This is a genomic window from Pseudarthrobacter sp. NPDC092202 (assembly GCF_044755505.1).
In the GTDB taxonomy this organism is placed as follows: Bacteria; Actinomycetota; Actinomycetes; order Actinomycetales; family Micrococcaceae; genus Arthrobacter.
This window is the reverse complement of the sequence record NZ_JBIVRG010000002.1, coordinates 512,524-532,742: the sequence shown is the minus strand read 5'-3', so window position 1 is coordinate 532,742 and position 20,219 is coordinate 512,524. Positions and strand designations below refer to the sequence as shown.

The window sequence follows — 20,219 nt, the reverse complement described above, 5'->3', positions numbered from 1 at the left end:
CTAAACTTGGAACATGACTGAGGCCCTGACCCACACGACTGCTGCATATTCCGAAGACACTGCTGCTGCCACGCAGCCCGTTGGTTCATCGGCAGCACCGGTCCCGGCTGACGTCCCCCTGTCTTCCGGCGATGTTGAGGCTGCAGTGCACGCCATCGCCGACCGTTCCCGCCACGCGGCGCGGCGGATGGCCATGGCCAACCGTGCCTGGAAGGACCGTGCCCTCCGCGCAGTAGGCACCGCCCTGCAGGAAAACACGGAGTCCATCCTCACCGCCAACGCCATGGACGTGGCAGCAGGAAAGGCCAACGGCACATCCGCTGCCATGCTGGACCGCCTTACCCTCACGGAAACACGCATCGCGGGCCTCGTGGCGGCGCTGGAAAACCTGGCCAACCTGCCCGATCCCGTAGGCAACGTTGTGCGCGGACAGACGCTCCCCAACGGCCTGCGCCTCCGTCAGGTCAACGTTCCCATGGGTGTGGTGGCGGCCATCTACGAGGCCCGGCCGAATGTCACTGTGGACATCGCCGGGCTGGCCCTCAAGAGCGGCAACGCCGTGATCCTGCGCGGCGGCAGCGCCGCCCAGGCAACCAACGAGGTGCTGGTGCGGGTTCTGCGCGAAGCTCTCGAATCCGTGGGCCTGCCCGCTGACGCCGTCCAAACGGTGGACCAGTACGGCCGCGCCGGCGCCAACGTCCTGATGAAGGCGCGCGGCAGGGTGGACGTACTGATTCCCCGCGGCGGCCGCGAGCTGATCCAGACCGTGGTCACCAACTCCGCCGTTCCCGTCATCGAAACCGGTGAAGGGAACGTGCACATCTTCATCGACGAGTCCGCCAGCGAGGACATGGCGGTGGAGATCCTCCTGAACGCCAAGACTCAGCGGCCCAGCGTCTGCAACACGGTGGAGACCCTCCTGGTCCACTCCGGCTCAAGCGTGCTCCCGGCCGTGGCGGCCGCCCTGCGCAAGGCCGGCGTCCGGCTGCACACCGATGCGCGCACCCGCGCCGCCCTGCCTGACTCCATCGAGTCGGAACCGGCTACGGACGAGGACTGGGGAACCGAGTACATGGACCTCGACCTTGCCGTTGCCACGGTGGACAGCCTCGACGAAGCCGTCCAGCACATCCGCACCTGGTCCACCGGCCACACCGAGGCGATCCTCACCAACGACCTTTCCAACGCCGAGCGTTTCATCGCCGAGGTGGATTCCGCTGCCGTCATTGTCAATGCCTCCACCCGGTTTACCGACGGCGGCGAGCTCGGGCTTGGTGCCGAGGTGGGCATTTCCACGCAGAAACTCCACGCGCGCGGGCCCATGGGGCTGACCGAACTCACCACCACGAAATGGATCGTGCAGGGCGAGGGCCAGGTCCGCGGGTAGCGCACGGTAACATAGACCAGAAGCCAGAAACGGCGGAGCTTTCCGCTGCCACAATCGTTTGAGCCCAAGGGGAGAACATGCTGTTCCAGCAGATTGCCACGTCCATCGCCGAAGGCGAAGAACACGAACTCGCGCCGCTGTGGGCTGAGCCGTGGGTCTTCGGTGTAGTGATCTTCGCCATCCTGCTGGTCATGATGTTCATCACGCTGTCCTACTCCAACCTGGGCAACCGCCACACAGCCACGGAGGAGCACGCGGACCCGCACCGCCAGCACCCGAACAAGCACGATCACGGGCAGGGCCACTAACATTTCCCGCGTTTTGCACCGCTCGGGTGCCAGCGGCAGGCTGCGGCTGGGCGTGATGGGCGGGACATTCGATCCCATCCACCACGGCCACCTGGTGGCTGCCAGCGAGGTGGCGGCGGAATTCGATTTGGACGAGGTGGTTTTCGTCCCCACCGGCCAGCCCTGGCAAAAGTCGCACAAGCACGTCAGCGAACCCGAGCACCGCTACCTGATGACCGTGATTGCCACGGCATCGAACCCGCGCTTTACGGTCAGCAGGGTAGACGTCGACCGGCCAGGTCCCACCTACACCATCGACACTCTCCGCGACCTCCGGGCCCAGCGGCCCGACGCCGACCTCTTCTTCATCACGGGCGCGGACGCGCTGGCGCAGATCCTTTCCTGGAAGGACATCGATGAACTGTGGTCGCTGGCCCATTTCGTCGGGGTCACCAGGCCCGGGCATGTCCTAGACGGCATGGGACGCGACGACGTCAGCCTCCTTGAGGTGCCGGCCATGGCCATCTCCTCGACGGACTGCCGGGCGCGCGTGGCTGCGAACCATCCGGTCTGGTACCTGGTGCCCGACGGCGTGGTCCAGTACATCGCCAAGTACGGCCTGTACGAAGAAGCCGCGGAAGCCGATGCCCCACCGTCCCTAGCACGTGAACCAGCCAGTACTGAATGAGTTCTCAATGAGTCAGGAACAGCCCCCCATCCGCAGCCGCCGGGAACTCCGGAAGGCCAGGGACGCCCAGCAGCAAGCTGCTTCAAAGGGCACGGAGCAGCTCCCGCCTGCCCCAGAGAAGGTTGCTGCTGCCCCCTCGGGACCCGATGCCGCCGAAACTGCAGCCGGGCAGGCCCCTGCCCAAAGGTCATCCCAGATCCGGGCGCGGGACCGTGCAACCCTGCGTGCCATCAAGGAGCTGGAGGAAAAAGAAGGCCAGCTCGCCGCCGGTGGTCCTCCCACCCGGCGCCAGCTCCGCCTCCAGCAGCTCAAGGAACAGGCGCTGACGGCGGCCAACCCCATCGTGCCGCCTGCCCGCGCTCCGCAAGGCCCAACGGAAGGTTCCCGGAACGTTGGCAGCCAAAAGGACGTCGGCAGCCAACAGGACAAGAGCCAAAGCGGTATCAGCCAGGGCAGCGGTCCGTCTGCCGGCGGGAAAAATGCAGACGGAAAAGTAGCCGTCGTTAAAAACGCAGGTGCGGGGGAGCAGTGCGTTGAGGGCGGGAAATCCACTCCTGGCGTGACACCCGGCTCCCCGGCCTCCCAGGGCATGACCGTGGAACAAGCGCTGGCGGCCCGTGCCCTGCTTGCAGAGCAGGCCAAAAACCAGATCGCCAAAATGGAGCACATCGCCTCCCTGGACCCTGAGGCGGTTGACCCGGAAATCCTGGCGGAGCAGATCGCCCTGGCGGAACGCGCGGCTGTCATGAACCGCCGCGCCATGGCCAAGCAGAAGCTTGCCGAGCAGGCCGGGGCCCCGGCGGTTCCCGCAGCCCCGCCAAAGAATGCCGTCCAAGGAGCTCCGCGGGACCCCGCAAAACCTGCGGGGGACGCAGGCAAGAAGGACAAGGCCGTGAAGCCGGCGGGTCCCGGCCAGCGTCCGGCACCCTCCACTGCCAGCAACCTGGCCATGGTCACGCCGCTGGAGTTTGTGCAGGTGCCCGGCATCGACCGGCCGGTCATGAAACCGCCCGCCACCTCCCATGTCCCGGTCACCACACGTCCGGGAACAAAGGCGACGCCGGCCGGCACCAGGAAGCGGCGCTCCCAAGGATCCCAGCGCACCGCCCCTGCGGATGCCGGCCCTGGCCGCTCGCAGGTGATCGCGAGGGCCGAAGCTGCTGCCCGGGCCGCTGCGCGCCCGCAGCAGGCGGTGGCTGAAGAGCACCACGGAGACGACCTCTTCGAAGACCTGCCCCGGATCCCGGCCTCGTCCGCACATGGCCTGGATCCCCTGGACGCGGCCACGGCGGGACTTGCCCGGGCGAACAGGACCAGGGTCCTGCAGTTCCTGATCCTGGCATTCGGCATCGTGGCCCTGGTCTCAGGAATCATCTTGATCATCAACGGCATGTCCCGCTGATCACCAACAGCCCGCCGGCAAGGTCCGGCCCCCGCATCTTTAACCCAACAAGGAGTCACGTGACTGCATCAGAATCGTCCATCACCATAGCCCGCGCTGCCGCCAAGGCAGCCGCGGACAAGATTGCCCAGGATATTGTTGCCCTGGACGTCAGCGAGCGGCTCGCCCTGGCCGACGTTTTCCTCATTGCCTCGGCACCCAGCGAACGCCAGGTCAACGCCATTGTTGACGGGATTGAGGAAGAGCTCGCCAAGCAGGACCTCAGGCCCGTCCGCCGTGAGGGCCGTTCCGGTGGCCGCTGGGTGCTGCTCGACTACTCGGACATCGTCATCCATGTCCAGCACGAGGAAGACCGGGTGTTCTACGCCCTGGAACGCCTTTGGAAGGACTGCCCGGTGGTGGATCTGCAGCTCGGGGACGACGCATCCGCCAAAGCCGCGGCAGGGTCCGAGACCGAATAAATCGGCGGAATCGCGCGGAATATGCCCGATTTGGAATTTTCGGAATTGCTGTTCTAAGATATTTGAGTTGCTTCGGGGAAAGCCGAAAAAGCTCGCAAGGGCAGCAATAGTTCGGGGCTGTGGCGCAGCTGGTAGCGCACCTGCATGGCATGCAGGGGGTCAGGGGTTCGAGTCCCCTCAGCTCCACCAAATGATCCGCCGGAATCACATGATTCCGGCGGATTTTTTTGGTTGGGCCGCCGCTGAGGACCCGAACGCCACCCTGGCCAAACGGCACTCCACCACGATTGGCGTGCGGGGCGAAAGTGCATTAAGCTGATCAGGTTGCTTCGCGGAATTACTCCGGGAGCGGCACGTCCGGGGCTGTGGCGCAGCTGGTAGCGCACCTGCATGGCATGCAGGGGGTCAGGGGTTCGAGTCCCCTCAGCTCCACCGGCACACATCCTGCAACAAGCCGGAAGGCGCAGGAGCATCGGAAGGGACGGTCCCCAATCGGGACCGTCCCTTCCGCGTTAAGCCGTCCGGCTATCAGACCCAGGATGTCCGCCGCAGCGGGGGTTCATCACCGCCGGGCCGCTGGACCAGGACCTGGTTGACGCCCGTCAGGCCGCTTTCAAAGCCAAGCGCGCTCGAAGCCATGTACAGCCGCCAGACCCGTGCCCGGCCCAGGCTTGTAAGCTTCACGGCGTGGTCCCAGTTGGCCTCCAGCCGGCTGACCCAGGCACGCAGGGTCAGCGCATAGTGCTGCCGCAGGGCCTCCACATCGAGGACCTCGAATCCCGTGCCTTCCAGGGCGGTCACCATCTCGCCAAGGCTGATCATCTCCCCGTCCGGAAACACGTACCGGGGAAGGAAGGAATCGGGATCAGGCTTGGTAGGCCCGGCGTTCCATGAAATCGCATGGTTCAAAAGCCGTCCGCCAGGCCGGAGCAGGCCGAACAGCGCGGCCGCGTAGGCCGGCGTCTGCTCCTTGCCCACATGTTCGGACATGCCAATTGAGCTGATGGCATCGAAGGGTCCGTCCCCGACATCCCGGTAATCCTGGACCCGGATGTCCACCCGGTCGGTGAGGCCTGCCTCGGCCGCCCGCTTGCGTGCAAGGTTCGCCTGTTCGGTGGAAAGGGTGATGCCCACAACTGTTGCCCCGTACTTTCCGGCGGCATGGAGCGCGAAGCTTCCCCAGCCGCAGCCGACGTCCAGCACCCGCATTCCCGGCCGCAGTCCGAGCTTCCGGCACACCAGGTCGAGTTTTTCCTCCTGGGCTTCGTCCAGCCCGGCGGCGGGCAGGTTGCCGGGCTCCGCGGATTCCGTGCCGCTGCTGCCGTCCGGCCAGACCGCGCAGGAGTAGACCATGGAGGGCCCCAGCACCAGGGCGTAGAAGTCGTTGCCCACATCGTAGTGGTGGGAGATGGCTGCCGAGTCGCGCCGCCGCGAATGGAGCCTGCCTTTCTTTACCACCTGGGCTTCCTCGCGCGGCGGCGCCGGATGGGGGCCCAGCGCGCCCAGCCGGACGGCCGTGCGCAGCAGTGTCCATATTTCCCCGGCCGTGGGCCGCCGGAATGGGCCGGGCTCCGCGAACTTACCCGCTGAACTCAAGGCAGTGAAGGCAGCGAAGATGTCCCCGGGTGAGTCGATATCTCCCGCCACGTAGGCCCGGCTCAAGCCAAGCTGGCCCGGGGACCACAGGATCCGGCGGAGGGCGCGGCGGGAATGGAACTCCAGCACAGGTGCACCCTCCGGCCCTGCCTCTGATCCGTCCCAGGCCCGCAGGCGCAACGGTATCTCTTCGGTACCCAGCACAACTGACAGGGCCTGGGCCAGGCGCGCTGCGTGTCCTTTGCTTGTGGTCATGGTGGTCCTCCCGTCTCCATGGGCCAAGACTAAGGCCGGGACAGGCCCCGCGACTATCATGGGGGAGTGAATTCCGCCCGAGCCGACGTCGTGGTCATTGGCGCAGGCCAGGCGGGGCTTTCGGCCGCGTACCACCTTCAACGCCGCGGCGTGGACCACATAATCCTCGACGCCGAGGACGGTCCCGGAGGTGCGTGGCGGCACCGGTGGAAGAGCCTGCGGATGGAAACGGTCAACGGCATCAGTGATCTTCCGGGAATAGCCAAGCCTGCGGTTGATCCGCGGGAACCCAGCTCGGAATTCCTGGCGCGCTACTTCCGCGGCTACGAAGAGGAGCTGGGGCTGTCCGTCCGGCGGCCCGTGAAGGTCCGGTCGGTCAGCCGGGTGGACGCAGACCCCGCCGGCCTGCTGGGGATCTCCACATCAGACGGAGACTGGACAGCCAAGGCAGTCATCAACGCCACCGGCACCTGGACCCGCCCGTTCTGGCCCATCTACCCCGGGCAGTCCACCTTCCGCGGACGCCAGCTCCACGTGGCGGACTACGTTTCCGCAGAGGAGTTCACCGGGCAGCACGTGATAGTAGTGGGCGGCGGTATCTCGGCTGTGGGCCTCCTTGACGAGATCTCGCGCGTCACCACCACCAGCTGGTTCACCCGCCGGGAACCTGTGTGGCGGGACGAGGAGTTCGACGCCCAGGCAGGACACGACGCCGTGGCCCTGGTGGAGGAACGGGTCCGCAGGGGCCTGCCGCCGCAGAGCGTGGTGTCCGTGACCGGCCTGATCTGGACGCCGGCACTCAAAGCGGCAGCGGCCAGGGGCGTCCTGGACCGGCAGCCGATGTTCACCTCCTTAGAGCCCGGCGGCGTCAGGCTCGCTGACGGAGGTTTCCAGCCGGCAGACGCGATCCTGTGGGCCACCGGTTTCCGTGCGGAGCTGGAGCATCTGGCGCCGCTGCACCTGAGGGGACCCGGCGGCGGGATCGTGATGGAAGGAACCCGGGTAGCCTCGGAACCCCGCGTCCACCTGGTAGGTTACGGACCGTCGTCGTCCACTATCGGGGCCAACCGGGCGGGACGGGCCGCCGTGGCGGCCATCCTGAAACTGCCCGGGATCAGTCCGGCGGCAACACCAGTAAGTTGGGGCTGACGGCAGGGGCCTTGGCCCCGCGCCGGATCCACGCCCGGAAGCAGAAGCACACAGTAAGCCCACAATGGAAGCGGCAGGAACAATTGTCACCAGACACTCTTGATGACGTCTTCAGCGCACTGCGGCGCAGGCCGGATGTGGAAGCGCCCAACCTCCAGGCGTGGGACGCCACGGACCGGCTCCTCCTGGAGACAGCTGTGGAACTCGTGCCGGGCGGAAGCACCATCGCCGTTATCGGGGACCGGTATGGCGCCCTGACCCTCGGCGCCCTGGCCACCCTCGGCCCGGGCGCGGTGCGCGTGCACCAGGACCTGGTCACCGGAGAACGCGCCCTGCGGCTCAACGCGGCCGCACTCCGCAGCGCCGGCCTCCTGCCGGACACCACAGCAGGAATGCCCGACGGCGGCGCCGGGAAAGAGCCAGGCTTCACGCAGGTGCCGCTCGGCCCAGAGCTCCTGGCAGGCGCCGGTGCCGTGCTCCTGCAGCTGCCCAAGACCCTGGCGGAACTGGACGAAATCGCTGCCGCCGTGGCCCGCTATGCCGCCCCGGACGTCACGCTGGTCGCGGGCGGGCGGGTCAAGCACATGTCGCTCGGCATGAACGCCGTGCTGGAACGGCACTTCCGCTCGGTCCGGCCCCAGCTCGCCAGGCAGAAGTCGCGGGTCATCCTGGCGGACGGGCCGCAAGGATCGGGGGAGCCGGAACGCTTTCCCGTGGTCGAACACCTCACCGAACTGGACCTCAGGGTCGCTGCCCACGGTGCCGTTTTCGCCGGCACCAAACTGGACATCGGCACCAGGTTCCTACTGACGTTCTTGCCCAACATGAAAGCTGCGCGGCACGCCGTGGACCTCGGCTGCGGCACCGGAATCCTGGCGGCCATGTACGCGCGGCAGCACCCCGGCTCGCAGGTGACCGCCACGGACCAGTCCGCCGCCGCCGTGGCCTCCGCCCAGGCCACGGCGCAGGCCAACGGCCTGGCGGGGCGCATCTCGGTCCTGCAGGACGACGCCCTGAGCACAATGGCGGACGGCAGCGTGGACCTGGTCCTGCTCAATCCGCCCTTCCACGTGGGGGCAGGCGTCCATGCCGGAGCAGGACTGAAAATGATTGAAGCCGCGGGCAGGGTGCTCGCACCCAACGGGGAACTGTGGACGGTCTACAACCGCCACCTGCCCTACCTGCCGGCCCTGGAGCGGCACGTGGGGCCAACCGTGGTGAAGGGCCGGAACCCCAAGTTCACGGTGACCTTGAGCACCCGCCGCATCACGGGCCCGGCAGGGGCGTAGGCCCTGGCCCGCACGCGGCCTGCCCGCTGCACTGCCGCCGCGCCGCGCCGTCGTACCCTCCTATGGGTCTCTGACCACGCGTAACGTACGATTCAAGCATCACCATATCTACGTGGCCGAAGACGTTTAGGGGACGCTGTGACTGAGATCCGCCAATCCTCACCGAGGCGCGGAACCAACCTGCCCAAGATGGGGGACTTCAACCTCACGGTGATCCTGGATGCGATCCGCAGGTCCTCCGGCGGCCTGAGCCGGGTGGAACTTGCCCAGATCGTGGGCCTGTCACCGCAGACCATCTCCAACATTTCACGGCGCCTCCTGGACCAGAACCTGATCGTGGAGGCGGGCAAGGAAGGCAGCGGCCCGGGTAAACCGCGCACCATCCTCCGGCTGAACCCCGGCGGCGTGTTCGCCCTCGGAGTCCACCTCGATCCTGCGGTGACCACCTTCGTTGTCCTGGACCTCGTGGGCTCGGTGGTACGGCATTCGCGGATCAAGACCCCCGGCGGCAACGACCCCTCTGCGGTGATCACCACCATCGCGGACGAGATCGACCAGTTGGTGGAGGCTTCCGGTGTGGACCGGGAGAGGATCGCCGGCCTGGGAGTCGCCGCCCCCGGCCCCATCGACCTGGACAACGGCACTGTGGTGGATCCTCCGCTGCTTCCCGGCTGGGACAGGGTGGAACTGCGCAGCGCCCTGTCGGAGGCCACCGGATACTCGGTCCTGGTGGACAAGGACGTCACCAGCGCTGCCGTCGCGGAAACGTGGGCCGGCGGCCCCAGCGGTTCCGGCAGCTTCATCTTTATGTACATGGGCACCGGCATAGGCTGCGGCATCGTCCTCAATGATGAGGTGGTCCGGGGAACCTCCGGAAATGCCGGTGAGATCGGCCATATCGTGGTGGACCCGGACGGCGCCCCCTGTGACTGCGGCCTGCGCGGCTGCGTGAAATCCACGTGTATCCCGCAGGTGCTGGTGGCGGAAGCGGAAGATGCCGGCATCCTGGACGGCTCCCGTTCAGGAAACAGCGGGGCGGAAATCCAGCAGAGCTTCTCCCGGCTGTGCGACCTCGCGGACCAGGGCAACGAACAGGCCCTCGCCATCATCGACAGGTCGGCGGTGCGGGTGGCCCGCGCGGTGGCCGTGGTGACCAACACGCTGGACGTTGAACGGGTGGTGTTCGGCGGGCCGTTCTGGAGCCGACTCGCGGACCGGTACCTCGAGAAGGTGCCGGCGCTGCTGGATGCCCACAGCGACACCCGCCTCATCCATCCCATCGAGGTTGTGGGCACCGGCGTGGGGGAGGACGTCGGCGCCATCGGGGCAGCCTCCCTGGTCCTTGAACACACGCTGGCGCCGCGGGCCCAGCGCCTGCTCCTCGAGAGCTGACCGGACCGGCAGCGGGCAGCACCTTGCCTGCTGCAGGACGTCCATCTAGCATGTGCATACTGTGCGGTTTGGGGCCCGCCAACACCAGGGCCGCCGCCATCGACCGAATGGAGCGCCATGCGTCGCCGGGCACTGAAGACCATGTCCCTGATTGCCGCGGCAACGGTAGCTTTGGCGGCCTGCAGCCCGGGCGAGCCCGGAGAGTCGTCCACAACCCTGAAAGTGGCCTACCAGAAGACGGATTCCTTCACCGCCCTGGATACCATGCTCCAGGCCGCCAAACAGGAGTTTGAGGCGGCGAACCAGGGGGTGACCGTTGAGCTGCAGCCCATCCAGGCCAACGACGACGACTACGGCACCAAGCTCGCCCTTGCCCTCCGCTCGCCGTCCACGGCGCCGGACGTGTTCTACGAGGACACCTTCAAAGTCCGCTCCGATGTGGACGCCGGCTACCTCCTGAAGCTGGACAGCCACCTTGAGGGCTGGGAGGAATGGGACACGTTCGACGACGGCGCCAAGGCGGCAGGGCGGGCGGACGACGGCGGGACCTACGCAGTGCCCCTGGGCACGGACACGCGCGCCATCTGGTACAACCGCAAAGTCCTCGAAGCTGCCGGGGTCACCCTTCCCTGGGAGCCGCGCAGCTGGCAGGACATCCTGGAGACCGCGAGGAAAATCAGGGCCAGCGACCCCACGGTCATCCCGTTCAACATGTACGCGGGCAAGGGAACCGGCGAGGGGACGGTCATGCAAAGCTTCTACGAGCTGCTGTACGGCACGGGATCCTCGCTCTACGACGAAGAGGCAGGGAAATGGGTAGTGGGTTCGCCCGGCTTCCAGGACTCGCTGGCCTTCCTCAAGACCCTTTATGACGAACAGCTGGCCGTTTCTCCGGCCGAGGCCCTGGACGCCAATGTGTGGAAGAAAGTGTTTGGCGAGTGGCTGCCGAACGGAAAGATGGGCGCCACCGTGGAAGGCTCCTACGCTCCGTCCTTCTGGCAGGACGGTGGAAGCTATGAGTGGCCGGGCTACGAGCAGGACATCGGTGTTGCCCCCTTTCCCACCCGGGACGGCCAGGCACCGGGAGCTGTGAGCATGTCCGGAGGATGGACGCTGGCACTCGGGGCGCAGACCAAGGAGCCGGACCTGGCGTTCGGCTTCCTGACCACGGCGCTTAACGAAAAGAACTCCCTCGCCTTCACCGTGGAAAGTTCCCAGATTGCCGTCCGGAAAGACGTGGCCGCGGACCCCGGCTACCTGGACGCTAACCCGTTCGTCAGGGATGTTTCCGCGCTCGTGTCGGTCACCCGATACCGCCCGGCAACTGCTGACTACCCCCGCATTTCGGCCGCGGTCCAGGAAGCCACCGAGGCCGTCATCACAGGCACCAGGTCGCCCCAGGAGGCGGCGGCGGACTACGATGCCGCGGTGGCGGACATCGTGGGCGCCGACAAGACCGTCCGGAAGTAGCGGGTGGCGTCTCCCGCGGCGGCACGGCAACTGCTCCGTTACCTTCCGGTCCTTCCCGCTGTCCTGCTCCTGCTCGTCTTCCTTGCCGGCCCTGTGCTCTGGGCCTTCCACGCATCCCTCACGGACGCCGGCCTCACCGGCCGCAGTGCCCGCAATCCTTCGTGGGTGGGGCTGGAGAACTACCAGCGGCTGCTGGCGGACCCGGTGTTTCCGCTGTCCGTCCTCCTCACGGTGGTGTTCGTGGCGGGTTCGGCGGTGCTGGGCCAGAACCTGCTGGGCCTGGCCCTGGCCGTGCTGATGCGCAGGGCACGGCCGCTGGTGTCCGCCGTCGTGGGCACCGCCGTGGTGGCCGCCTGGGTGCTGCCGGAAATCGTGGCCGCCTTTGCCGCGTATGCCTACTTCAGCGGGGACGGCACCCTGAACCAGCTGCTGGGCGGCCTGGGACTTGTCCGGCAGGACTGGTTGTACGCCTTTCCCATGGTGGCCGTGACGCTCGCCAACGTGTGGCGGGGGACGGCCTTTTCCATGCTGGTGTACCGGGCAGCATTGAATGAAGTTCCGGCCGAGGTGACCGAGGCGGCGCAGATGGATGGCGCCCACGGCTGGCAGCGGTTTGTGTTCATTACGCTGCCGATGATCCGCGGGAGCATCACCACCAACCTGATGCTGATCACCCTGCAGACCCTGGCCGTATTCACACTGGTTTGGGTGATGACCGCGGGCGGGCCCGCGAACGCCAGCACCACTCTGCCGGTCCTTGCCTACCTGGAGGCCTTCAAGTTCGGGGACATCGGGTACGGGACGGCCGTGGCATCGGTGCTGATCCTGATTGGTGCCGCGTTTGGCCTGGCTTACGTGCGGCTGCTCCGGGAGCCCAAGCCGTGACCGCCCCCGTGAAGACGCTGCGCACCCTTCCCGTCCGGCCTGCGGCTGCCAGGCGGCGCCTCGTCCGCAGTACTCCGGCTGACCTGGTGCTGCTGCTGATTGGTGGCTGCTTCCTGCTGCCCTTGCTCTGGCTCATCCTGGCTTCCCTGGACGCCGAAGCCGGACATGAGCTGAAGCTTCCGGACCGGGCCGGCCTGGATAACTTCGCTGCGGTGCTGACGCCGGAGCTGCTGCTCCGCCCACTGTGGAACAGTGTGCTGCTCTCCGGGGGAACGGCCACGGTCACCGTCGTGGCAGCCGTCCTGGCGGCCTACCCTCTGTCCCGGTACCAGTCCAGGTTCAACCGGCCGTTCATGTACGCCGTTCTTTTTGGGACCTGCCTGCCCATCACGGCCATCATGGTCCCCGTTTACGGGCTCTTCGTCCAGCTTGAACTGCTCGACTCCATGGCAGCCACCATTTTCTTTATGGCCACCACCACCTTGCCCATGGCCATCTGGATGACCCGGAACTTTATGGAGGGGGTTCCGGTGTCGCTGGAGGAAGCGGCCTGGGTAGACGGCGCGTCGCGGATGACCGCACTGCGGACCATCGTGCTGCCGCTGATGAAGCAGGGGCTCGGCGTGGTGTTCATCTTTGTGTTCATCCAGGCCTGGGGAAACTTCTTTGTCCCGTTCGTGCTGCTCCTCTCCGAGGCTCGGCAACCGGCAGCGGTATCCATCTTCAGTTTCTTTGGACAGCATGGTGCAGTGGCCTACGGCCAGTTGGCCGCGTTCTCCATCCTGTATTCGCTGCCGGTGCTGGTTCTTTACGTCATTGTGGCCAGGGGCGGCGGCGGTTCCTTTGCCCTGTCCGGAGCGGTGCGGGGCTGAGCGGGCACCGCTGCCGGAAGGGAAGGAACGGTTTCAGTCGATGTCCTCCACCACCACTCCGAACGGAATGGAATCGTCGAGGTGGGCCTGGTGGCCGGTGGAGCCCGGGTTGTACACCACCCGGACGCCGTGAAGCCTGTCCGCCGCGGACTGCTGCAGGACGGGCTTGACGGTGCTGATGAACATCTCGCTCTTGTCGGCGAGAAACTCCTTGTAACTGGCTGGAAGCTCGCTCATGGCAAAAGGATAGACCCGGCAACCGCTGATGGGGAGGGGTCCCCATTGTCCCGAATGCCGGGCCGGTCTTGGATAGGATGGCGGGCGGAGTGCAGCCGGCCGGCAGCCACGCCCAGTTCAGCCACCAGGGGGAAAACCAGTGCTTTCTACCAGTGCGTCCGCCAGAATCGAACCGTCGGAACTGGCCCGGGCGCAGCAGGTGGCGGCGAACATTGCCGCCAGCTTCGACGCGAAGGTGGTGGGGCAGTCCCGGCTGCGGGAATCGCTGCTGGTGGCACTGCTGACCGGCGGGCACATCCTTCTGGAAAGCGTCCCCGGCCTGGCAAAAACCACGGCTGCCCAGGCCGTTGCCGAGGCCGTGAGCGCCGATTTCCGGCGGATCCAGTGCACCCCGGACCTGCTGCCCAGCGATATCGTGGGAACCCAGGTCTACGATGCCGCCAACGGCACGTTCACCACGCAGCTGGGCCCGGTCCACGCCAACATTGTGCTCCTGGACGAAATCAACCGCTCCAGCGCCAAAACGCAGAGCGCCATGCTTGAGGCGATGCAGGAACGCCAGACCTCCATCGGCGGCCAGGAGCACCGGCTGCCCTCGCCCTTCCTGGTCCTCGCCACCCAGAACCCCATTGAGCAGGAAGGCACGTACCAGCTGCCGGAAGCGCAGATGGACCGGTTCATGCTCAAGGACGTACTGGACTATCCGTCCCCGGCAGAGGAAGCCGAAATCATCCGGCGCATCGATGCCGGGGTGTACGCGCCGGATCAGGTGCCGGCCGCTGCCGCCTCGCTGGAGGCCGTCACCGCCGCCCAGGAACTGGTCCGGCGGGTGTACATCGATCCCGCCGTGATCAACTACATTGTGGGCCTGGTCTTCGTCACCAGGAACGCCCACCAGTACATCGATTCCCGGTTGGCGGGTTTCATTGAGTTCGGCGCCAGCCCCCGGGCCAGCATTGCCTTCAGCCAGGCTGCCCGCGCGGTCGCACTGCTGAACGGCAGGGACCACGTCATTCCTGAGGACGTCAAAACGCTGGCCCACCGGGTATTGCGCCACCGCCTGATCCTGAACTTCGATGCAGTGGCAGAACAAGTGCGGGTGGAAACGGTGATTGACGCCGTCGTCGCTGCCGTCCAGACCCCCTGAGGCCCGCGTGACCAGCCTCCTCCAGCGGGTTAAATCCCGCATGGCCATCTTCGCGCACCGCAAAGCCCGCGGCATGCTTGACGGCGAATACGGTTCGGTGTTCCGCGGCCGCAGCCTGGACTTCGATGACCTCCGCGCCTACATCCCGGGCGATGAGGTCCGCGACATTGACTGGAAGGCGTCCGCACGGCACGGTTCGCCGCTGATCAGGCGTTACGTGGCCGTCCGCCGGCAGACAGTCATCCTTGTCACCGACACCGGCCGCAACATGGCCGCGGCGTCCCGCAGCGGGGAAACCAAAAAAGACATTGCCGTGATGGGACTGGGCGTCATGGGCTACCTCGCCCACCGGCACGGCGACGTGGTGGGACTGGTGGCCGGCGATTCCGGGGGCACCACGGCGTTGCCCGCCAAGGGCGGCGAGCCTCACCTGGAACGGCTCCTCCGGCAGGTGGATTCGGCGGCAACACTGGACGCCGCACCCAGCAGGATCGAGGACCAGCTGGAGCACGTGGCGCGGACCGTCAAGGGCCGCAACCTGCTGTTTGTCGTCGCCGATGAGGTGGCGGCAGGCCTGGAGACCGGCCAGCTGCTCCGCCGGCTGCGCGCCCAGCACGAGATCCTCTGGCTCACCGTCCGCGATGCGGGGCTCGTCCCGGACGATCCCTTCCTGCCGCCGGACCAGGAGGCGGACTCCTACAGCGTTTCCGGTTCCTACCCGCTCCTTGCACACCTGGCCCGGGACCCGGGGGTTGCCTCGGCCTACGCCACAGCCATGGCCGAACGCGACGCCGGCCGGAAAGCCATGCTGCGCCAGGCCGGCATCACGGAGGGTGAGGTGGCAGGCAGTCAGGACGTCCTGGCCGCGCTGTTCGCCCTCCTGGAAAGGCACCGCCGTGCAGGCTGACCCCGAATTCTACGGCCCGCTGCAGTATGGCCCGGTGTGGATGTGGGCGGCAGTGGCGCTGCTGGTCCTGGTGGCCACCTGGTACGCCTTCGTAATTGCAGCCACGCGCCGGCCCCGGGAGGCGCAGGAAGTCAAGCGTCCTGCCCAGCTGACGGACCTGGCGGCACTGAAAGCGGCATACCTGCAGCGGATCGATGACGTGGAACGGGACGCAGCCGCCGGTAAGCGGGGTGCCCGGGACTCCCACCAGGAAATCAGCCTCCTGCTGAGGAAGTTCGTCCGCGACGCCACGGGGGTGGACGCGCCCCGCATGACGCAGGCGGACCTGGCCAGCCATCCGCTTCCGGCGGCTGCGGCCGCCGTCGGAGCGCTGTACCCCGCCGCCTTTGGTCCCGAACCCGTTCCTTCCGTTGCCTCGTCCGCTGCCGCGGCCCGAAGGGCGGTGCAGGCGTGGAGCTGATGTGGTGGTGGCTGCTTCCCCCCGCCGCGGCGGCGGCAGGCGCGGCCTGGTGGGCGGCCGGACGGACGGACGGGAACGCCAACGCACGACGGCGGCCGGTGGCCCATGCGGACCGGCTCACCCTCCTTCCGGAATACCAGGCGGCACTGCGGCGGCACCGCCGCTCGCTTGCCGTCGCCCTGCTGGCCTGCGCCGCGCTGCTCGCCTCCACGGCGGTCGCAGCCGCCCGGCCAATCGGGGTGGCAACCACGCGGCCCGAACACCACAACCGGGACATCATGCTGTGCCTGGACACCTCGGGGTCCATGAGCAGCGCAGACGCCGCGGTGGTGGATGTCTTTTCGAAGCTTGCCGCGGAGTTCGACGGGGAGCGGATCGGCCTGACCATCTTTGACAGCACGGCCATCCAGGTCTTTCCGCTGACCGACGACTACCACTACGCCCAGGAGCAGTTGCAGCTGGCGCGGGACGCGTTCGACGGTAAGCCCGGCAGTTCCGGGTTCCTGGACGGAACGTGGAGCGGCCGCGGTTCCTCCCTGATCGGGGACGGCCTGGCATCCTGCCTCAACAGCTTCCCGCGGACCGCCGGCCAGGCAGGGGACCCGGTACCCGGCGGCACCCAGGACTCTGCCGCAGGCAAGGACGGTGCCGCCGCGCAGGACCCTGCCGCTGCCCAGGATCCTGCCTCTCCCCAGGGTCCTGGGCAGCCGCCGCGCTCGCGGTCTGTTGTCCTGGCGACGGACAACTTCCTCTCCGGCGAGCCCATCATGACCCTTGGTGAAGCGGCAGCCCTGGCACGGGACAGGGCCGTTCGCGTGTACGCGCTCAATCCGGGGGACCTCGATTACGGCGCAGGCCCGGACCAGCCCGGAGCGAAGCTGCGGGCCGCGGCAGAGTCCACCGGCGGGGCCTACTACGCGCTGGATAACCCCGAAGCCGTGCCGGGCGTGGTGCGCGGTGTGGAGGAAACGGAAAAGGCAGCGCTTCGCGGCGCCCCCCGGGCAGTTGTGTCCGATGAGCCTGGCCTGCCGCTGATCGCTGCCCTCCTGTCCGGGCTGGTCCTAGCGGTCGCCGTTTGGCGGTTGCGGCCATGACCTTCCAACCGGTGCTGCCCTGGTGGCTGCTTCTTCCCCTCATCGCCGCTGCCATGGCCTTCCTGGGGTGGCAGCTGTACGACGGGCGGGGGAAAGGCCGGCAGTGGCATATGGGATCAAGCCGCCGCGCCGGGCTTCGGCACGCCACCTTGGTCCTGCTGCTTACAGGGGCCGCGCTGCGTCCCGGGCTCCCCGGGGGAACGGCCCCGGCAGCTTCAGCTGACCTCAACGTGTTCTTCGTGGTGGACACCACCACCAGCATGGTGGCCGAGGACTACGGCAACGCGGAACCAAGGATGGCGGGTGTCCGGCAGGACATTGCGGCCATTGCCGAGGAACTACCCGGTGCACGTTTCTCGGTTATCACCTTCGACACAACTGCCCATGTCCGGATGCCGCTGACCACCGATACGCTGGCGCTTGAAACCATCACATCCGTCCTCGAGCCGCAGGTGACCTCCTATGCAAAGGGAAGCAGCATCACGGCGGCCCGCCAGCTGTTGTCTGAACGCCTTACCGTTGCCCGGCAGAGCCACCCCGGGCGGCCCCGGCTTGTGTACTACCTCGGCGACGGCGAACAGACCAGCCCGAAAGCGCCGGAGTCCATGGACCTGGAGGATGGACTGGTGGCCGGGGGAGCGGTGCTGGGCTACGGCACTGCCGGCGGCGGCAGGATGCGGGAGAACACCGGGGAGGATTACGACGCCGGTTCCACAGGAGCGGAGGCGCCCTATCTCCGGAACGGCGGCGGTGACGGCGCCGGATATGCACTGTCCAGGATTGATGAAGGCCGGCTCCAGCAGATCTCAGGGCAGTTGGGCGTTCCGTACGTGCACCGTTCGGCCGGGGACCCATCCGCCCCGATGATGCAGGACGCAACCCCAGCCACCCTGGATGCCGGCGGCCCCGATGGCCGGGACGGTTCCCTTGCTGCCCGGACCCAGCTGTACTGGATTCCGGCAGCAGGGGCCTTCGTCCTTGGCCTGGGGGAGCTGGTCCTCCTCCTGCGCCAGTTCCGCGAACTCCGCAGGATCCCGGCCGGACCTCCTTCAAACACGGCTTCTCCACATGCAGCTGCCTCACGCACCGCTTCAGCGGCTCCCCGACTATCCGGCTTCCAACAATCCAACGGCAACAAGGCGGTTATTCGGTGACGCCCGCCAAGGATGGCGCGGACCGAGGGGCAGCAAGGCGCCGCCTCCTGGCGTGGTCCGCCATACCTGTGATCCTCGTGCTGTTCATGGCGGCCAAGTTCCTGAGCCTTGGCCTGCTGGGAGCACGTGCGGTCAGCGCCTACGAAGCAAACGATGCCGCCTCAGTCCGTTCTGCCGCCGAAGCCCTCCACGTCGCAAACCTCATCGAACCGCACAAGGCCCCCTTCGCCGCCGGAGACGCCCATGTCCTCGCCGGGGACTATGCCGCCGCGCGGCTCCGGTTCGAGGAGGCACTGCACCTCGTCCCGCCCCGCCAGTCCGGATCGGCCGGGGCCTGCGCCATCAGGGTGAATCTGGTCCTGGCCATTGAGCGGCTCGGCGACGAAAAGCTCGACGTGGGAGCCCAAGCCCCGGCCGCCGCCCTGTTCGAGGAAGCGCTCGCAGCGGTGGCAGCAGCGCCGGAAGGCTGTTTTTCAGACCGACTTCCAGCAGGGACGGGAGACAGGCTGGCCGGAGCGGAAGCCCGGCTGCAGGACAAGCTCGCCGGCACCCGCCAGCAACAGGACCAGGAGCCCGCCCCGGAAACCGGGCAGGAGGAAAGCCAGGGTGAAGACAGCCAGGATGCCGCCCGGCAGAGCAAGCTCGAACAACTGGAAGACAGCGCCCGGCAGGCCCAGCGTGAACGCAACAGCGGACGTGAAAGGGAGCAATACCTGGAAGACACCGGCGACTCTGCCGGCACGGACCGGCCGTGGTAGGGCAGCGGCACGAAGAAAATTCCGTGGGGCACCCCACCAGGACGTAAAAGTGCGTCTTAATTCGGAAGCCAACTTGAAACAGTTCCCTGCCCCTCATAGAGTCTTATACAAGTTACCGAGGTAACGTGTCAGCGATCCTCCTTCTGGAGGGTGTGGGTGCCCCCATGTGGGCCTGACATTTGCTCACGGACAACTTCAATCCAGGCGTAACAGTCGCGGCTGCGTCCTGTGGAGTTCTTCCGTGTTCCCCAAACTCAAATTCATTGCCGGTCTGCCGTCGTATTCGACGACTGCCCCCAATGGCCCAAAGCCAAGGATGCAAATGTCTCCACCAAGCCTTATTGACACACACCCGAACCTCTCCGACACCGCTCCGGTGGCGCTCTCCTACGAGCTGTTTCCGCCCCGATCGCCGGCAGCCGCGGAAACCCTCTGGACCACCATCCGGGAACTGGAAACCACCGCTCCGGACTACGTCTCCGTCACTTACGGTGCCAGCGGCTCAAACCGGGACACCGCCGTCGAACTCATCAACCGGCTCCTGCTGGAAACCACCCTCCGGCCGCTGGCCCACCTGACCTGCGTGGGCAACACGCCCCAGGAGCTGGCGGGCATCATCGGTGAGCTGCTGGACACCGGTGTACGGGGGATCCTGGCGCTCCGCGGCGACCTTCCCAAGGACGGCGCGGAGCCGGTTGCCGGCTCGCTCCGATACGCCCAGGACCTGATCGAGCTGATCCGCCGCGTTGAGCAGCGCCGTTCGGCACTGCTCTGCGCAGGAAAGATCGCGGTTGGCGTGGCGGCCTATCCCACCCGACACCCGGAGTCGCCCAGCGAGGCGCACGACGTCGAGGTGCTGCTCGCCAAGCAGCGTTCCGGCGCGGACTTCGCCATCACGCAGGTCTTCTTCCACACCGTGCAGTACGCGGACCTCCTCACCAGGGCCCGCCGTGCCGGGGTCACCATCCCGATCATTCCAGGGGTCATGCCCCTCACCAGCCTCCGGCGCGTCCGGCGCCTCGGCGAACTCACCGGAGTGGAGCCTGCTCCTGAACTGCTGGAGCGCCTGGCATCAGCGGACAACGACCTTGAACGGCTCCGCATTGGTGTCGACGCTACCGTGGACCTTGCCAACGCAGCCCTGCAGGCCGGTGCGCCCGGCATCCACATCTACACCTTCAATGAACACCAGAGCGCCCTGGAGCTGCTGGACAAACTGGCCCTTCCGCGGCGCACCCATTCCGGCATCCGCCCGGACGCAGTTGCCCGCCAGCTCGCCAGCTGAACCTCGTACTGCACTGCCTCCTCCTGCACTGCCTTCTCCGCGCC

At 67.0% G+C, this 20,219-nt stretch carries 20 protein-coding genes and 2 tRNA genes; 20 read left to right on the top strand and 2 right to left on the bottom strand.

What is annotated here, in order from left to right; genetic code table 11:
• The first annotated feature begins 13 nt into the window (after nt 1–13).
• The 7 genes from ACIQF4_RS05890 (at nt 14) to ACIQF4_RS05860 (ending at nt 4,657) form a co-directional block, all read left to right on the top strand.
• Nucleotides 14–1,387 carry a glutamate-5-semialdehyde dehydrogenase gene (locus tag ACIQF4_RS05890; protein WP_400514519.1) on the top strand — a complete coding sequence of 458 codons (1,374 nt, stop codon included), beginning with the start codon at nt 14–16 and terminating at the stop codon, nt 1,385–1,387.
• A 77-nt stretch (nt 1,388–1,464) separates the two neighbouring features.
• Complete coding sequence (locus ACIQF4_RS05885; protein ID WP_231455946.1) at nt 1,465–1,695, top strand: hypothetical protein; 231 nt, start codon at nt 1,465–1,467, stop codon at nt 1,693–1,695.
• Nucleotides 1,696–1,708: 13 nt separating this feature from the next.
• Nucleotides 1,709–2,362 carry a nicotinate-nucleotide adenylyltransferase gene (nadD, locus tag ACIQF4_RS05880; RefSeq protein ID WP_286132754.1) on the top strand — a complete coding sequence of 218 codons (654 nt, stop codon included), beginning with the start codon at nt 1,709–1,711 and terminating at the stop codon, nt 2,360–2,362.
• A 7-nt stretch (nt 2,363–2,369) separates the two neighbouring features.
• A complete protein-coding gene (locus ACIQF4_RS05875; protein ID WP_400514516.1) occupies nt 2,370–3,764 on the top strand; it encodes a hypothetical protein in 1,395 nt (464 codons plus the stop codon).
• A 59-nt stretch (nt 3,765–3,823) separates the two neighbouring features.
• Complete coding sequence (gene rsfS, locus ACIQF4_RS05870) at nt 3,824–4,225, top strand: ribosome silencing factor (RefSeq protein WP_231455944.1); 402 nt, start codon at nt 3,824–3,826, stop codon at nt 4,223–4,225.
• A gap of 113 nt (nt 4,226–4,338) precedes the next feature.
• Nucleotides 4,339–4,414: transfer RNA gene (locus ACIQF4_RS05865), tRNA-Ala, on the top strand.
• 170 nt (nt 4,415–4,584) lie between these two features.
• Nucleotides 4,585–4,657: transfer RNA gene (locus ACIQF4_RS05860), tRNA-Ala, on the top strand.
• 96 nt (nt 4,658–4,753) lie between these two features.
• Here the strand turns inward: ACIQF4_RS05860 and ACIQF4_RS05855 are convergent.
• Nucleotides 4,754–6,076 (bottom strand): class I SAM-dependent methyltransferase, encoded by a 1,323-nt coding sequence (locus ACIQF4_RS05855; RefSeq protein ID WP_400514513.1) that lies wholly within the window; start codon nt 6,074–6,076, stop codon nt 4,754–4,756.
• A gap of 66 nt (nt 6,077–6,142) precedes the next feature.
• Between ACIQF4_RS05855 and ACIQF4_RS05850 the strand changes: the two genes are divergently transcribed.
• From ACIQF4_RS05850 to ACIQF4_RS05825, 6 genes are all read left to right on the top strand, one after another.
• The gene (locus tag ACIQF4_RS05850) at nt 6,143–7,225 is read left to right on the top strand and encodes an FAD-dependent oxidoreductase (RefSeq protein WP_400514512.1); all 1,083 of its coding nucleotides are present in this window, start codon (nt 6,143–6,145) and stop codon (nt 7,223–7,225) included.
• An 83-nt stretch (nt 7,226–7,308) separates the two neighbouring features.
• A complete protein-coding gene (locus ACIQF4_RS05845; protein WP_400514510.1) occupies nt 7,309–8,514 on the top strand; it encodes a class I SAM-dependent methyltransferase in 1,206 nt (401 codons plus the stop codon).
• Nucleotides 8,515–8,703: 189 nt separating this feature from the next.
• Nucleotides 8,704–9,906: an ROK family transcriptional regulator gene (locus tag ACIQF4_RS05840; protein WP_231456000.1), complete on the top strand. Its 1,203-nt coding sequence runs from the start codon at nt 8,704–8,706 to the stop codon at nt 9,904–9,906.
• Between the two features lie 117 nt (nt 9,907–10,023).
• Nucleotides 10,024–11,376 (top strand): extracellular solute-binding protein, encoded by a 1,353-nt coding sequence (locus tag ACIQF4_RS05835; RefSeq protein WP_400514508.1) that lies wholly within the window; start codon nt 10,024–10,026, stop codon nt 11,374–11,376.
• Nucleotides 11,377–11,379: 3 nt separating this feature from the next.
• Nucleotides 11,380–12,261 (top strand): carbohydrate ABC transporter permease, encoded by an 882-nt coding sequence (locus ACIQF4_RS05830; RefSeq protein WP_400514505.1) that lies wholly within the window; start codon nt 11,380–11,382, stop codon nt 12,259–12,261.
• Nucleotides 12,258–13,133 (top strand): carbohydrate ABC transporter permease, encoded by an 876-nt coding sequence (locus ACIQF4_RS05825; RefSeq protein ID WP_400514503.1) that lies wholly within the window; start codon nt 12,258–12,260, stop codon nt 13,131–13,133. Before ACIQF4_RS05830 ends, ACIQF4_RS05825 begins: the two co-directional genes overlap by 4 nt.
• Nucleotides 13,134–13,166: 33 nt before the next feature.
• Here the strand turns inward: ACIQF4_RS05825 and ACIQF4_RS05820 are convergent, their stop codons facing one another.
• Nucleotides 13,167–13,370 (bottom strand): hypothetical protein, encoded by a 204-nt coding sequence (locus ACIQF4_RS05820; protein WP_066276588.1) that lies wholly within the window; start codon nt 13,368–13,370, stop codon nt 13,167–13,169.
• Between the two features lie 139 nt (nt 13,371–13,509).
• Here ACIQF4_RS05820 and ACIQF4_RS05815 point away from each other — a divergent pair, with 139 nt between their 5' ends.
• From ACIQF4_RS05815 to ACIQF4_RS05785, 7 genes are all read left to right on the top strand, one after another.
• Nucleotides 13,510–14,517, top strand: a complete 1,008-nt coding sequence (locus tag ACIQF4_RS05815; protein ID WP_400514500.1) for an AAA family ATPase — start codon at nt 13,510–13,512, stop codon at nt 14,515–14,517.
• A 7-nt stretch (nt 14,518–14,524) separates the two neighbouring features.
• Nucleotides 14,525–15,424 (top strand): DUF58 domain-containing protein, encoded by a 900-nt coding sequence (locus tag ACIQF4_RS05810; protein WP_400514498.1) that lies wholly within the window; start codon nt 14,525–14,527, stop codon nt 15,422–15,424.
• Nucleotides 15,414–15,884, top strand: coding sequence for a hypothetical protein (locus tag ACIQF4_RS05805; protein WP_400514496.1), 471 nt, complete (start codon nt 15,414–15,416; stop codon nt 15,882–15,884). The genes ACIQF4_RS05810 and ACIQF4_RS05805 overlap by 11 nt, the downstream gene beginning before the upstream one ends.
• Nucleotides 15,875–16,978, top strand: coding sequence for a VWA domain-containing protein (locus ACIQF4_RS05800; protein ID WP_400514494.1), 1,104 nt, complete (start codon nt 15,875–15,877; stop codon nt 16,976–16,978). Before ACIQF4_RS05805 ends, ACIQF4_RS05800 begins: the two co-directional genes overlap by 10 nt.
• Nucleotides 16,975–18,132, top strand: a complete 1,158-nt coding sequence (locus tag ACIQF4_RS05795; RefSeq protein WP_400514492.1) for a VWA domain-containing protein — start codon at nt 16,975–16,977, stop codon at nt 18,130–18,132. The genes ACIQF4_RS05800 and ACIQF4_RS05795 overlap by 4 nt, the downstream gene beginning before the upstream one ends.
• Nucleotides 18,129–18,890 carry a hypothetical protein gene (locus ACIQF4_RS05790; protein ID WP_400514490.1) on the top strand — a complete coding sequence of 254 codons (762 nt, stop codon included), beginning with the start codon at nt 18,129–18,131 and terminating at the stop codon, nt 18,888–18,890. The genes ACIQF4_RS05795 and ACIQF4_RS05790 overlap by 4 nt, the downstream gene beginning before the upstream one ends.
• A gap of 322 nt (nt 18,891–19,212) precedes the next feature.
• A complete protein-coding gene (locus ACIQF4_RS05785) occupies nt 19,213–20,175 on the top strand; it encodes a methylenetetrahydrofolate reductase (protein WP_400514487.1) in 963 nt (320 codons plus the stop codon).
• The last annotated feature ends 44 nt before the right edge of the window (nt 20,176–20,219 follow it).